The sequence below is a fragment of the Geodermatophilus sp. SYSU D00684 genome, assembly GCF_054050455.1.
Genome location: NZ_JBJGZI010000051.1, coordinates 1 through 14201 on the forward strand (window position 1 = coordinate 1; position 14201 = coordinate 14201).

Annotated in this window: 12 protein-coding genes; all 12 read left to right on the forward strand. The window is 76.1% G+C overall.

The features are described 5' to 3' along the window. Positions 1-171 precede the first annotated feature (171 nt). The 12 genes from pheS (at position 172) to tyrS (ending at position 13872) form a co-directional block, all read left to right on the forward strand. Entirely contained in the window at positions 172-1239 is a 1068-nt protein-coding gene (pheS, locus tag ACI79L_RS23610; RefSeq protein ID WP_456939135.1) for a phenylalanine--tRNA ligase subunit alpha, read from the forward strand. After that, positions 1240-3702: a phenylalanine--tRNA ligase subunit beta gene (gene pheT / locus ACI79L_RS23615; RefSeq protein WP_456939136.1), complete on the forward strand. Its 2463-nt coding sequence runs from the start codon at positions 1240-1242 to the stop codon at positions 3700-3702. Beyond that, positions 3702-4508: an SDR family NAD(P)-dependent oxidoreductase gene (locus ACI79L_RS23620; RefSeq protein WP_456939137.1), complete on the forward strand. Its 807-nt coding sequence runs from the start codon at positions 3702-3704 to the stop codon at positions 4506-4508. Before pheT ends, ACI79L_RS23620 begins: the two co-directional genes overlap by 1 nt. A gap of 123 nt (positions 4509-4631) precedes the next feature. Beyond that, entirely contained in the window at positions 4632-5672 is a 1041-nt protein-coding gene (gene argC / locus ACI79L_RS23625) for an N-acetyl-gamma-glutamyl-phosphate reductase (protein ID WP_456939138.1), read from the forward strand. After that, complete coding sequence (gene argJ / locus ACI79L_RS23630; protein ID WP_456939139.1) at positions 5669-6835, forward strand: bifunctional glutamate N-acetyltransferase/amino-acid acetyltransferase ArgJ; 1167 nt, start codon at positions 5669-5671, stop codon at positions 6833-6835. Before argC ends, argJ begins: the two co-directional genes overlap by 4 nt. Further along, on the forward strand, positions 6832-7830 hold the full coding sequence (gene argB, locus ACI79L_RS23635; protein ID WP_456939140.1) for an acetylglutamate kinase: 999 nt from the start codon (positions 6832-6834) through the stop codon (positions 7828-7830). The genes argJ and argB overlap by 4 nt, the downstream gene beginning before the upstream one ends. After that, positions 7827-9017 (forward strand): acetylornithine transaminase, encoded by a 1191-nt coding sequence (locus ACI79L_RS23640; protein WP_456939141.1) that lies wholly within the window; start codon positions 7827-7829, stop codon positions 9015-9017. The genes argB and ACI79L_RS23640 overlap by 4 nt, the downstream gene beginning before the upstream one ends. Continuing rightward, on the forward strand, positions 9014-9961 hold the full coding sequence (gene argF, locus ACI79L_RS23645) for an ornithine carbamoyltransferase (protein WP_456939142.1): 948 nt from the start codon (positions 9014-9016) through the stop codon (positions 9959-9961). The genes ACI79L_RS23640 and argF overlap by 4 nt, the downstream gene beginning before the upstream one ends. Further along, positions 9958-10506 (forward strand): arginine repressor, encoded by a 549-nt coding sequence (locus ACI79L_RS23650; protein WP_456930461.1) that lies wholly within the window; start codon positions 9958-9960, stop codon positions 10504-10506. The genes argF and ACI79L_RS23650 overlap by 4 nt, the downstream gene beginning before the upstream one ends. Then, positions 10503-11948 carry an argininosuccinate lyase gene (gene argH, locus ACI79L_RS23655; protein ID WP_456939143.1) on the forward strand — a complete coding sequence of 482 codons (1446 nt, stop codon included), beginning with the start codon at positions 10503-10505 and terminating at the stop codon, positions 11946-11948. Before ACI79L_RS23650 ends, argH begins: the two co-directional genes overlap by 4 nt. 17 nt (positions 11949-11965) lie before the next feature. Further along, the gene (locus ACI79L_RS23660; protein ID WP_456939145.1) at positions 11966-12592 is read left to right on the forward strand and encodes a DNA-3-methyladenine glycosylase; all 627 of its coding nucleotides are present in this window, start codon (positions 11966-11968) and stop codon (positions 12590-12592) included. Beyond that, on the forward strand, positions 12589-13872 hold the full coding sequence (gene tyrS, locus ACI79L_RS23665; protein WP_456939144.1) for a tyrosine--tRNA ligase: 1284 nt from the start codon (positions 12589-12591) through the stop codon (positions 13870-13872). The genes ACI79L_RS23660 and tyrS overlap by 4 nt, the downstream gene beginning before the upstream one ends. Positions 13873-14201 lie beyond the last annotated feature (329 nt).

Sequence of the window (14201 nt, forward strand, 5' to 3'; positions counted from 1 at the left end):
CCCCCCCCCCCCCCGCCCCGCCCCCCCCCGCCCCCCCCCCCGCCGCCCCCCCCCCCCCCCCGGGGGGGGGGGGGTGGGGGCGCCCCACCCCCCCCCCCCCCCCCGCCCCGGAGGGTGCCGGCCGAGAACCCGGGGGCGGGGGAGACGGGGCGGCGGGCAGAATGGCCTCCCGTGTCCGGCGCCAACGACCCCTACGATCCCAAGCAGGTCGCGGCCCTGTCCGCCGAGGCCCTCGACGCCGCCGTCGCGGCGGCCCGCGAGGCCTTCGCGGGAGCGGGCGACCTCGAGGCGCTGGCCGCCGTGCGCCCGGCCCACCTCGGTGACCGCGCGCCCGTGCCGCTGGCCCGCCGCGAGCTCGGCGCGCTGCCGCCGGCCGCCCGCGCCGACGCCGGCAAGCGGGTGAACGCCGCGCGGGTCGCCGTCACCGAGGCCTACGAGGCGCGCAAGGCCGCGCTGGAGGCCGAGCGCGACGCCCGGGCGCTGGCCGAGGAGCGGGTCGACGTCACCCTCCCCTGGGACCGCACCCCGCGCGGCGCCCGCCACCCGCTGACCACGCTGCAGGAGCGGATCGCCGACGTGTTCGTCGGCATGGGCTACGAGGTGGCCGAGGGGCCCGAGCTCGAGGCCGAGTGGCTGAACTTCGACGCGCTCAACATCGGCCGCGACCATCCGGCCCGCACGATGATGGACACCCTGTTCGTCGCCCCCGAGGACTCCGGCCTGGTGCTGCGCACGCACACCAGCCCGGTGCAGGCCCGCACGCTGCTGTCCCGGACGCCGCCGCTGTACGTCGTCGCGCCCGGGCGGGTCTACCGCACCGACGAGCTCGACGCGACGCACACCCCGGTCTTCCACCAGGTCGAGGGCCTGGCCGTCGACCGCGGGCTGACGATGGCGCACCTGCGCGGCACCCTCGACCACCTCGCGCGGGCGCTGTTCGGCCCCGAGGCGGTCACCCGCTGGCGGCCGTCGTACTTCCCCTTCACCGAGCCCTCGGCGGAGTTCGACGTCTGGTTCCCCGAGCACCGCGACGGCCCCCGCTGGGTCGAGTGGGGCGGCTGCGGGATGGTCAACCCGCGGGTGCTGGTCGCCTGCGGCGTCGACCCCGAGGAGTACAGCGGCTTCGCCTTCGGCATGGGCATCGAGCGGGCGCTGCAGTTCCGCTCGGGCGTCGGCGACATGCGCGACATCGTCGAGGGCGACGTCCGGTTCACGAGTGCGTTCGGAGTGGAGCTCTAGATGCGGGTCCCCGTCGGCTGGCTGGCCGAGTACGTCGACGTCCCCGCCGGGACCACCGTCGAGGACCTCGACGCCGCCTTCGTCCGGCTGGGCCTGGAGGTCGAGGAGATCCACACCCCGGCCGAGGTCACCGGCCCGCTGGTGGTCGGCCGGGTGCTGGAGATCGAGGAGCTCACCGGCTTCAAGAAGCCGATCCGGTGGTGCCAGGTCGACGTCGGCGAGGGCACCCCGCGCGGGATCGTCTGCGGCGCGAGCAACTTCGCGGTGGGGGACACCGTCGTCGTCGCGCTGCCCGGCGCCGTGCTCCCCGGCGGGTTCGAGATCGCCGCGCGGACGACCTACGACCACGTCTCCGACGGGATGATCTGCTCGGTCCGCGAGCTCGGCATCGGCGAGGACCACGCCGGGATCCTGGTGCTGGGCGCGGGCTTCGAGCCCGGCGCCGACGCCCGCCCCGTCGTGGGCCTCGACGACGTCGTCATCGAGCTCAACGTCACCCCGGACCGCGGCTACTGCCTGGCGATGCGCGGCGTCGCCCGGGAGATGGGCACCGGCCTGGGCGTCGCGTGGCGCGACCCGGGCGCGGCGGAGGCCCCCGCCTGGTCCGGCGAGCCGGCGTGGGAGGTGACCGTCGCCGACGCCGACCGCTGCGACCGGTTCTCGATGGTCGCCCTGGAGGGCCTGGACCCGACCGCGCCCAGCCCGTGGTGGATGCGCCGCCGGCTCGCCCAGTCCGGCATCCGCTCCATCTCGCTGGCCGTCGACGTCACCAACTACGTGATGCTCGAGCTCGGCCAGCCGATGCACGCCTTCGACCGGGACGCGGTGACCGGCCCGATCGTCGTCCGCCGGGCCCGCGAGGGCGAGCGGCTGACCACCCTCGACGGCGCCGACCGGCAGCTGTCCGACGACGACCTGCTCATCACCGACGACACCGGCCCGATCGGGCTGGCCGCGGTGATGGGCGGCGCCTCGACCGAGATCGGCGAGGGCACCACCGCCGTGCTGCTCGAGGCGGCGCACTGGGAGCCCACCGGTGTCGCGCGCACCGCCCGCCGGCACCGGCTGCCGAGCGAGGCCGCGCGCCGCTTCGAGCGCGGCGTCGACCCGGAGATGACGGTCGCCGCGCTGGCCCGCGCCGCGCAGCTGCTCGCCGAGCACGGCGGCGCGCGCGTCGTCGGCGCGCCGGTCGACGTCGACACCCGCGCCCCCCGCCCGTCGATCGCGCTGGACGCCGCGAGGCCCGGCCGGGTCTCCGGCGTGCCCTACTCGCCGGCCCAGGTGGTCGGGCTGCTCGGCGCGGTCGGCTGCGCGGTGGAGGCCGACGGCGGCTCGCTGACCGTCACCCCGCCGTCCTGGCGCCCGGACCTCACCGACCCGGCCGACCTGGTCGAGGAGGTCGTCCGCCTGGCCGGCTACGACGACGTCCCCTCGGTGCTGCCCACCGCCCCGCCCGGCCGCGGGCTCACCGAGACCCAGCGCCGCCGCCGCACGGTCGGCCGCGCGCTGGCCGAGGCCGGCTACGTCGAGGCGCCGTCCTACCCGTTCGTCGGCGCCCCGGCGCTGGACGCGCTCGGCCTCGCCGAGGACGACCCGCGCCGCCGGGTCGTGCTCGTGCGCAACCCGCTGTCGGAGGAGGAGCCGGCGCTGCGCACCACGCTGCTGCCCGGGCTGCTCGCGACCCTGGCGCGCAACCTCTCCCGCGGCCGGCGCGACGTCGCCCTCTTCGAGCACGGCGCGGTCTTCCCGGGCGACCGGCGCACCCCCGCGCCGCTGCCCGGCGTCGACCGCCGCCCGGACGACGACACCCTCGCCGCCCTGCTCGGCGCGGTGCCCGACCAGCCCTGGCACGTCGCCGTCGCGCTGGCCGACCAGCGCGAGCCGCGCGGCTGGTGGGGCCCGGGCCGGGCCGCGGGTTGGGCCGACGCCGTGCAGGCCGCCCGGCTGGTGGCCGCCGCCGCGGGCGTCGAGCTGTTCGTCCGCCCCGGCGAGCAGGCGCCCTGGCACCCCGGCCGCTGCGCCGAGCTCGTGGTCGACGACCGGGTGGTCGGGTACGCCGGCGAGCTGCACCCGCGGGTGTGCGCCGCGCTGGACCTGCCGGCCCGCACCTCGGTCATGGAGCTCGACGTCGACGCGTTCCCGCCGGCGCCCGTCCCGGTCGGGCCGCGCATCTCGACGTTCCCGCCGGTCTTCCTCGACCTGGCCTTCGTCGTGCCCGACGAGATCACCGCCGCGCACGTCGAGTCGCTGGTCCGCGGGGGCGCGGGCGAGCTGTTCGAGGCGGTCCGCCTGTTCGACGTGTACTCCGGCCCGCCGGTCCCGGCCGGGTCGCGGTCGCTGGCCTACTCCCTGGTGCTGCGCGCGCCGGACCGCACGCTGACCGCCGAGGACGTCGCCCGGGTGCGCGAGGGCATCGTCGCCGTCGTCGGCCTGCAGGGCATCAGCCTGCGCAGCGGCGACTGATGGCGGACCTCACCGGCCTGGTCGCGCTCGTCACCGGGGCCTCGGCGGGCATCGGCCGGCACCTGGTCGAGGGGCTGGCCACCCGGGGGGCCGCCGTCGCCGGCATGGCCCGCGGGCCCGAGCGGCTGCGGACGGCGATGGCCGAGGTCGCCGCCGCCACCGGCGCCCGCACCCTCGCGCTGCCCGCCGACGTCACCGACCGCACCGCCGTCGACGCCGCCGTCGGCGAGGTGGTCCGCGAGCTCGGGCCGGTCGGGCTGCTGGTGAACAACGCCGGCCTCATCGACGCCGCCGAGGTGCCGCTGTGGGAGGCCGACCCCGACCAGTGGTGGCAGGTCGTGGAGAGCCAGGTGCGCGGGCCGTTCCTCGTCGCCCGCGCCGTGCTGCCCGGGATGGTCGCCGTCGGCGGCGGCCGGGTGGTCGACCTGGCCAGCGGGATCGGCACCCGCGTCAATCCGCACTACAGCGCGTACTCCGCGGGGAAGACCGCGCAGATGCGCATCACCGAGGCGATCGACCTGGCCGGCGCCGCGCACGGCGTGCGGGCGTTCGACCTGGCACCGGGCGTCGTCGACACCGCGATGACCCGCGCCATGCCGATGCACGAGGGCCGCACCGAGTGGACCCGGCCCGAGGACGTCGTCGACCTGGTGGTGGCGATCGCCGCCGGGGAGCTGGACCAGTGGTCGGGGCGGTTCTTCCGCGCCGGCGTCGACGACCTCGACACCCTCCGCGCCACCACGCCGACCGACGACGCCCGGCGGCTGCGGCTGCTCCCGTACGGCGACGGCGACCCGCTGGCCTGACCTCCCCTCGCCCGTGCGCGCTCGTGCTCTGCCCACAGGGGTGGGCAGAGCACGAGCGTGTGCGGAGGCGCCTCGGGCCCCCGGCCATGGAAGGTCATGCACGGTCCTGTATGGTCATGCATCGTGAACACAGGGCAGACGTGGACGGTCGGGGTCACCGGCGCCACCGGGTACGCGGGGGGAGAGGTGTGCCGGCTGCTGGCCGGGCACCCGCACCTCCGCCTGGCCGGGGTGCACGCGAACAGCAGCGCCGGCCGACGCCTGGGTGAGCTGCAGCCGCACCTGCTGCCCTTCGCCGACCTCGAGGTCCGGTCGAGCACGCCCGAGGACCTGGCCGGCTACGACGTCGTGGTCCTCGCGCTCCCGCACGGGGAGTCGGCCGCGATCGCCGCGCAGCTGTCCCCGGACACCCTGGTCATCGACTGCGGCGCCGACCACCGGCTGCAGGACCCGGCCGCCTGGGCCCGCTGGTACGGCGGCGACCACGCCGGGTCGTGGCCCTACGGCCTGCCCGAGCTGCCCGGCCAGCGGGAGCGGCTGGCCGGCGCGCGGCGGATCGCCGTCCCCGGCTGCTACCCCACCTCGGTCACCCTCGCGATGGCCCCGGCGCTGGCCGCCGGGCTGGTCGAGCCGGACGTCGTCGTGGTCGCCGCCTCCGGCACCTCCGGCGCGGGCAAGGCGGCCAGGCCGCACCTGCTCGGCAGCGAGGTGATGGGCTCGGTCAGCGCCTACGGCGTCGGCGGCGTGCACCGGCACACCCCCGAGATGGCGCAGACCCTCGGCGCCGCCGCCGGGGAACCGGTGCGGATCAGCTTCACCCCGACCCTGGTGCCGATGAGCCGGGGCATCCTCGCCACCTGCTCGGCGCCGCTGCGGCCCGGGACCGACGCCGACGCCGCGCGGGCCGCCTACCAGAAGGCCTACGCCGACGAGCCGTTCGTGCACCTGCTGCCCGAGGGCCAGTGGCCGACGACGGCGCAGGTGCTCGGCGCCAACACCGTCGCGGTGCAGGTCGCCGTCGACCCGGACGCCGGCCGGCTGGTCGTCGTCGCCGCGGTCGACAACCTCACCAAGGGCACCGCCGGCGGCGCCATCCAGAGCGCCAACATCGCCCTCGGCCTGCCCGAGACCGCGGGCCTGCCGCTGGTGGGGGTGGCCCCGTGAGCGTCACCGCACCGCAGGGCTTCCGGGCCGCCGGCGTCGCGGCCGGGCTCAAGAGCACCGGCGCGGCCGACGTCGCGCTGGTCGTCAACGACGGGCCGCAGGACGCCGCCGCCGCCGTCTTCACCACCAACCGCTTCCCGGCCGCGCCGGTGCAGTGGAGCCGCCGGGTGCTGGCCACCGGCCGGCTGCGGGCGGTGGTGCTCAACTCCGGCGGCGCCAACGCGTGCACCGGCCCCGAGGGCTTCCAGGACACCCACGCCACCGCCGAGCACGCCGCGGCCGAGCTGGGCCGTGCCGGTCTGGAGATCGGCGCGATCGACGTCGCGGTGGCCTCCACCGGGCTGATCGGCGTCCGGCTGCCGATGGACAGGCTGCTGCCCGGGGTCACCGACGCGGCGAAGGCGCTGTCGGCCGACGGCGGTCCCGACGCCGCCCGGGCGATCATGACCACCGACTCGGTGCCCAAGACGACGGTCGTCGAGCGGGACGGCTGGTCGGTCGGCGGGATGGCCAAGGGCGCCGGCATGCTCGCGCCGAGCCTGGCCACGATGCTCGTCGTCCTCACCACCGACGCGGCCGTCGACCCGGCCGTGCTGCAGGAGGCGCTGAAGACCGCCACCGGCGTGAGCTTCGAGCGGGTCGACTCCGACGGCTGCCTGTCCACCAACGACACCGTCGTCGCGATGGCCAACGGCGCCAGCGGGGTCAGCCCGGCCGCGGAGGAGGTCGCCGAGGCGCTCACCGCCGCGGCCACCGACCTCGCCATGCAGCTGCTCGCCGACGCCGAGGGCTCGACCAAGGACATCGCGATCACCGTGCGCAACGCGGCGAGCGTCGAGGACGCGCTCACCGCCGGCCGGGCCTGCGCGCGCAACAACCTGCTCAAGACGGCGCTGTTCGGCAACGACCCCAACTGGGGCCGGGTGCTCGCGGCGATCGGCACCACCGACGCCGCGTTCGAGCCCGACCGCGTCGACGTGACCATCAACGGCGTGACCGTCTGCCGGGGCGGCGCGATCGGCGACCCGCGGGAGGGCGTCGACCTCACCGGCCGGGCGATCACCATCGACGTCGACCTCGGCGCCGGCACCGAGCACGCCACGATCTGGACCAACGACCTGTCCATCGCCTACGTGCACGAGAACTCGGCCTACTCGACGTGAGCACCCACGAGGACCCCACCCCGCCCGACGTCCGGGTCGACGAGGCGCCCCCGCCGCGCCGGCGGATCGGCACCACCCGGGTCATGCGCACCTACGACCCGGAGGGCGACGCCCGCAAGGTCGCCGTCCTCACCGGCGCGCTGCCGTGGCTGCGCGAGTTCCACGGCAACGTGGTGGTGATCAAGTACGGCGGCCACGCGATGGTCGACGAGGAGTGCCGCCGCGCGTTCGCCGAGGACATGGTGTTCCTCCGGACCTGCGGCATCCTCCCCGTCGTCGTCCACGGCGGCGGCCCGCAGATCACCGAGATGCTCGGCCGGCTCGGCATCGAGAGCGAGTTCCGCGGCGGCCTGCGGGTGACCACCGACGAGACCGTCGAGGTGGTCCGCATGGTGCTCACCGGCCAGGTCACCCCGGAGGTGGTCGGGCTGGTCAACCAGCACGGTCCGCTCGCGGTCGGCCTGTCCGGCGAGGACGGCGGCCTGTTCACCGCCGAGCGCACCCAGGCGCTGGTCGACGGGCAGCCGGTCGACGTCGGCCGGGTCGGGGACGTCGTCGCCGTCGACCCGACGCCGGTCACCGCGCTGCTGGAGTCCGGGAAGATCCCGGTCGTCGCCACGGTCGCGCCCGACCGCGACGGCGTGGTGCACAACGTCAACGCCGACACCGCCGCCGCCGCGCTCGCCGTGGCGCTCGGCGCGGTGAAGCTCGTCGTCCTCACCGACGTCGAGGGCCTCTACGCCGACTGGCCCGACCGCGACTCGCTCGTGCAGCAGATCGACGCCGCCGAGCTCGCCGAGATCCTCCCCGACCTGGACGCCGGGATGATCCCGAAGATGGCCGCCTGCCTGCGGGCGGTCGAGGGCGGGGTGAAGCGGGCGACCGTCGTCGACGGCCGGACGCCGCACGCCCTGCTGCTGGAGATGTTCACCACCGAGGGCACCGGGACGATGGTCGTCCCCGCCCACTCACTGAGCGGAGAGGAGCCGGCATGACCCACACGGAGGAGCTGGCCGCCCGCTGGTCGGCCGTGATGATGGGCAACTACCGCACCCCGCCGGTCGCGCTCGCGCGCGGCGCGGGCGCCACCGTCTGGGACGTCGACGGCCGCGAGTACACCGACCTGCTCGGCGGCATCGCGACGACGATCCTCGGCCACGCCCACCCGAGGGTGGTCGAGGCGATCACCCGGCAGGCGCAGACCCTCGGGCACGTCTCCAACCTGGCGATGCACGAGCCCGGCGTGACCCTCGCCGAGCGGCTGCTGGAGCTGGCCGGCCGGCCCGGGCGGGTGTTCTTCTGCAACTCCGGCGCCGAGGCCAACGAGGCCGCGTTCAAGATCAGCCGGCTCACCGGCCGGCCCGAGGTGGTCACCGCCGAGGGCGCCTTCCACGGCCGCACGATGGGCGCGCTCGCGCTCACCGGCCAGCCGTCCAAGGCCGCCGCGTTCGCCCCGCTGCCCGGCGGCGTCCGGTACGTGCCCTACGGCGACGCCGGCGCGCTGGCCGGCGCGGTCGGCGAGCAGACGGCGATGGTGCTGCTCGAGCCGCTGCTCGGGGAGGGCGGCGTGCAGCCCCCGCCGCCGGGCTACCTCACCGCCGCCGCCCGCACCGCCGCCGACGCCGGCGCGCTGTTCGCCGTCGACGAGGTGCAGACCGGCACCGGCCGCACCGGCCACTGGTTCGCCCACCAGGCGGACGGACTCCAGCCCGACCTCGTCACCATGGCCAAGGCGCTCGGCGGCGGCCTGCCGATCGGCGCCACGCTCGCCTTCGGCGACGCCGCGGAGCTCATGACCGCCGGCTCGCACGGCTCCACGTTCGGCGGCAACCCGATCGCCTGCGCCGCCGCGCTCGCCGTCCTCGACACCATGCGCGACGAGGGCCTGCTCGAGCGCGCCAAGGAGCTCGAGCACCGGTTCACCGCCGGCATCGAGGGACTCGGTCACGCCGGGATCGCCGGGGTGCGGGGGAGGGGCGCGCTGCTCGGCGTCGTCCTCACCGCCCCGGCCGCCGCGGCGCTGGAGGCGCAGCTGCGCGCCGCCGGCTTCCTCACCAACGCCGTCGCCCCCGACGTGCTCCGCCTGGCGCCCTCCCTGGTCCTCACCGACGCCCAGGTCGACGCCTTCGTCGCCGCGCTGCCGGCCGCCCTCGACACCGCCCTGCAGGAGACCGACCAGTGACCCGGCACCTCACCCGCGACGACGACCTCACCCCCGACGAGCAGGCCGAGGTCCTCGCGCTCGCCGCCGAGCTCAAGCGCACCCGGCACACCGACGCCGCACCCACCCCGCTGCGCGCTTCGAACGGCGTGCCCCGTGCGGTCGCCGTGCTGTTCGACAAGCCCTCCACCCGCACCCGGGTGTCGTTCTCGGTCGGCGTCGCCGAGCTCGGCGGGTACCCGCTGGTGATCGACGCCGGGTCCAGCCAGCTCGGCCGCGGCGAGCCGGTGGAGGACACCACCCGCGTGCTCGACCGGCAGGTCGCCGCGATCGTGTGGCGCACCTTCGGCCAGGACCGGCTGGAGACCATGGCCGCCACCAGCCGCGTGCCGGTGGTCAACGCGCTCACCGACGACTTCCACCCCTGCCAGATCCTCGCCGACCTGCAGACGGTGGCCGAGCACAAGGGCTCGCTGGCCGGCCGGTCGCTGACCTACCTCGGCGACGGCGCCAACAACATGGCGCACTCCTACCTGCTCGGCGGCGCCACCGCCGGCATGCACGTGCGGATCGGCTCGCCCGAGGAGTACCAGCCGGCGCCCGACGTCCTGAAGCGGGCGGCGGAGATCGCCGCCGAGACCGGCGGCTCGGTGCAGTGGACCGCCGACGCCGCGGCCGCCGCCGACGGCGCCGACGTCCTGGCCACCGACACCTGGGTCTCGATGGGCCAGGAGGACGAGTACGACACCCGCGTCGCGCCGTTCCTGCCCTACGCCGTCGACGACGCCGCGCTGGCCCGCGCCGCCGACGACGCCCTCGTCCTGCACTGCCTGCCGGCCTACCGCGGCAAGGAGATCGCCGCCGAGGTGATCGACGGCCCGCAGAGCGTCGTCTGGGACGAGGCGGAGAACCGGCTGCACGCGCAGAAGGCCCTGCTCACCTGGCTGCTGGAGCGATCGGGATGACGGGAGCGCTGACCCGGTCGGCGCGACAGGCCCGCATCGCCGAGCTCATCGCCGCCCGGCCGGTGACCTCGCAGACGCAGCTCGCCGCGCTGCTGGCCGAGTCGGGCGTCGAGGTCACCCAGGCCACGCTCTCGCGCGACCTGGAGGAGCTCGGCGCGGTCAAGCTGCGCGGCTCCGACGGCGCCCCGGCGTCCTACGTGCTGCCGCCGGAGAACGCCCCGCTGCGCCCCGCGCAGGCCGCCCCCGCCCGGCTCACCCGGCTGCTCGGGGACCTGCTCACCAGCGCCGAGGGCAGCGCCAACCTGGCGGTGCTGCGCACCCCGCCCGGCGCCGCGCAGTTCCTCGCCTCGGCGCTGGACAAGGTGGGCCTGCCCGACGTCCTGGGCACCATCGCCGGGGACGACACGCTGCTCGTCGTCTCGCGCGACCCCGACGGCGGCGCGGCGCTGGCGCAGCGCCTGCGGTCGCTGGCCGGCCGCGCGCCCGGCGAGCCGCCCCACTTGACCGACGAGACCGACGACCCCGCTGGAGGATCAGCCCCGTGACCGACCCGACCGCCCCCGCCTCGCAGACCCGGCTCTGGGGCGGCCGCTTCGGCGGCGGGCCGTCGCCGGCCATGGCGGCGCTGTCGAAGTCGACCGACGTCGACTGGCGGCTGGCCCCCTACGACCTGGCCGGCTCCCGCGCGCACGCCCGGGTGCTGCACCGCGCCGGGCTGCTCGCCGACGACGAGCTCGAGCAGATGCTGCGCGCGCTCACCGAGCTGTCGGCGGAGGTCGCCGCCGGCACCTTCGCGCCGGTCGAGGCCGACGAGGACGTGCACGAGGCGCTCGAGCGCGGCCTGATCGCCAAGCTCGGCACCCTCGGCGGCAAGCTGCGCGCCGGCCGGTCCCGCAACGACCAGGTCGCCACCGACCTGCGGCTGTACCTGCGGCACAACGTGCGCGCCCTGGTCGGCGAGCTGGCCTCGCTGGAGTACGCGCTCACGGGGCTGGCCGAGCGGTACCTCGAGGTCCCCGCGCCCGGCATGACCCACCTGCAGCACGCCCAGCCGGTGCTCGTCAGCCACCAGCTGCTCGCGCACGCGCACGCCTTCGCCCGCGACGTCGACCGGCTGCTGGACTGGGACCGCCGCGCCGCCGTCAGCCCGCTCGGCTCCGGCGCGCTGGCCGGCTCGTCGCTGCCGCTGGACCCCGACGCCGTCGCCGCCGAGCTCGGCTTCGACCGGGCCGCGGAGAACTCGATCGACGCGGTGAGCGACCGCGACTTCGCCGCGGAGTTCTGCTTCGCCGCCGCGATGGTCGGCGTCCACCTGTCCCGGCTGGGGGAGGAGGTCGTGCTCTGGACCTCGACCGAGTTCGGCTGGGCCCGCCTCGACGACGCCTGGGCGACCGGGTCGTCGATCATGCCGCAGAAGAAGAACCCCGACATCGCCGAGCTGGCGCGCGGCAAGTCCGGCCGGTTCGTCGGCAACCTCACCGGCCTGCTCACCATGCTCAAGGGCCTGCCGCTGGCCTACGACCGCGACCTGCAGGAGGACAAGGAGCCGGTCTTCGACTCCCTCGAGCAGCTGCTGCTCCTGCTGCCCGCGGTCACCGGCATGGTCGCCACGCTCACGCTGCGCCCGGAGGTGCTCGAGGCCGCCGCACCGCAGGGCTTCGCACTGGCCACCGACGTCGCCGAGTGGCTGGTCAAGAACGGCGTGCCGTTCCGGTCGGCGCACGAGATCTCCGGCGAGATGGTCGCCGTCTGCGAGGCCGCGGGCCTGGAGCTCGACCAGCTCGACGACGACCAGCTCGCCGGCATCGACGAGCGGCTCACCCCCGCCGTCCGCGAGGTGCTGTCGGTGCAGGGCGCCCTCGCCGCCCGGGACACCCGCGGCGGGACGGCGCCCGCGCGGGTCGCCGGCCAGCTGGCCGCGCTCAAGGACGTCGTCGCCGCGCACGGCCGCTGGTCGGCCGACTCGCCCGTGGCGGCCGCGCTCTGAGCTCGCCGGGCCGCCTGCTGACGGCGGAGGAGCTGCTCGCGCCGGTCGACGACGTCGCCCCGGCGCTGCTGGGCTGCTGGGTGGTCACCGACCGGCCGGAGGGGACCGTCGCCGTCCGGCTCACCGAGGTCGAGGCGTACTCGGGGGAGGGGGAGGACCCGGCGTCGCACGCGCACCGCGGCCCGACCCCGCGCGCGGCGATCATGTTCGGCCCGCCCGGGCGGCTGTACGTGTACTTCAGCTACGGCGTGCACTGGTGCGCCAACGTCGTCGTCGGTCCCGCCGGCCGCGGATCCGCGGTGCTGCTGCGCGCCGGCGAGGTGGTCGTGGGGGAGGACGTCGCGGCGCTGCGCCGTCCCTCCGCCCGCGTGCCCCGGGACCTGGCCCGCGGCCCGGCCCGGCTGACCGCGGCGCTGGCGATCGGGCCGGCCGACGGCGGCGCCGACGTCCTCGACCCGGCCTCGCCGGTGCGGCTGTACGCGGGGAAGCGGCCGGACGCCGTCTCGGCCGGGCCCCGGGTCGGGATCAGCCGGGCCACCGAGCTGCCGTGGCGGTTCTGGGAGACCGGGGCGCCGTCGGTGAGCGTCTTCCGCCCGGGTGGCCAGCGCCGCCGCCGCGCCGCCGGGCAGACTGGTACCTCGTGACCTCCTCCGTCCTCGACGAACTGCAGCGCCGCGGGCTCATCGCCCAGACCACGGACGAGGACGCCCTGCGCGCCCACCTCGCCGAGGGACCGGTCACCTACTACTGCGGCTTCGACCCCACCGCGCCGAGCCTGCACGTCGGGCACCTGGTCCAGGTGATGGTGCTGCGGGCGCTGCAGCGCGCCGGCCACCACCCGGTGGTCCTCGTCGGCGGCGCCACCGGTCTCATCGGCGACCCGCGGCCGACCGCCGAGCGGCAGCTCAACGACCGCTCGACCGTGGCCGGCTGGGTGGACAGCATCCGCCGCCAGCTGGCGCCCTTCCTCGACCGGCCCGCCGAGCGCGAGAACCTGCCCGCGCCGGTCTACGTCGACAACCTCACCTGGACCGAGCCGCTGTCGGCCATCGACTTCCTCCGCGACCTCGGCAAGCACTTCCGGGTCGGCCGGATGCTGGCCAAGGAGGCGGTGTCCGCGCGGCTGAACTCCGAGGCCGGCATCAGCTACACCGAGTTCAGCTACCAGATCCTCCAGGCGCACGACTTCCTGCAGCTGTTCCGCCGCCACGGCGTCACGCTGCAGACCGGCGGCTCTGACCAGTGGGGCAACCTGACCGCCGGCATCGACCTGGTCCGCCGGGTGGAGGGGGCCTCGGTGCACGCGCTGTCCACCGTGCTGGTCACCAAGTCCGACGGGCAGAAGTTCGGCAAGAGCGAGGGCGGGACCGTGTGGCTCGACCCCGCGCTCACCTCGCCCTACGCCTTCTTCCAGTTCTGGCTCAACGCCGACGACGCCGACGCGCTCACCTGGCTGCCGCAGTTCTCCGAGCGGCCGGCCGAGGAGGTCGAGGCGGTCCTCGCCGAGAGCCGGGAGCGCCCGGCGTCGCGCGCGGCGCAGCGGGCCCTGGCCGAGGAGCTGACCGCGCTGGTCCACGGGCCCGAGGAGCTCCGCCAGGCCGAGGCGGCCGGGCGCGCGCTGTTCGGCCGGGACGACCTGACGGCGCTCGGCGCCGACACCCTCGGCGCGGCCCTGCGGGAGGCCGGCAGCGTCACCGTCGACGGCACGACCCCGACCGTCGCCCAGCTGCTCCAGCAGACGGGGCTCGTCTCCAGCCTGTCCGAGGCGCGCCGGACGGTGAAGGAGGGCGGCGCCTACCTGAACAACGAGCGGGTGACCGACGCCGACGCCGTTCCGGGCGAGGAGGCCTGGCTGCCGGGCGGCTGGTTGGTGCTGCGCCGGGGCAAGCGGTCCGTCGCCGGGGTCCAGCGCGTCGCCCACTGAGGACGTCCCGGCGTGTTGACGCCATGTGACACGCCGGTTCCGGAACGGTGTCTGGCGTCACGGCCGAGACGGTTTGACACGCTCCCGACAGGCACGTAACTTTCTCTCTGCGCGCCGCACGGCCCGGGAGGGCCGGAGCGGAGGACCCCTCGAGGGAACACTCCGGGCGGGCGCAGGGTTGGACAACAAGCCTCCAGCAGAACCCGAGAGGGTCGAGTTGGTGTGCGTCCGCTCCTTGAGAACTCAACAGCGTGCCGAAAGTCAGTGCCAAGTAACAAACCCCTGTCCGCGTCTTCGGGCGCGGGGGGATTCCTTTGGTTGATGACATC

Excerpts from the sequence above, each read along its gene's own strand:
- ACI79L_RS23620 (WP_456939137.1), top strand. The coding sequence starts at position 3,702 with ATGGCGGACCTCACCGGCCTGGTCGCGCTCGTCACCGGGGCCTCGGCG.
- pheT (WP_456939136.1), top strand. The coding sequence starts at position 1,240 with ATGCGGGTCCCCGTCGGCTGGCTGGCCGAGTACGTCGACGTCCCCGCC.
- ACI79L_RS23650 (WP_456930461.1), top strand. The coding sequence starts at position 9,958 with ATGACGGGAGCGCTGACCCGGTCGGCGCGACAGGCCCGCATCGCCGAG.
- ACI79L_RS23640 (WP_456939141.1), top strand. The coding sequence starts at position 7,827 with ATGACCCACACGGAGGAGCTGGCCGCCCGCTGGTCGGCCGTGATGATG.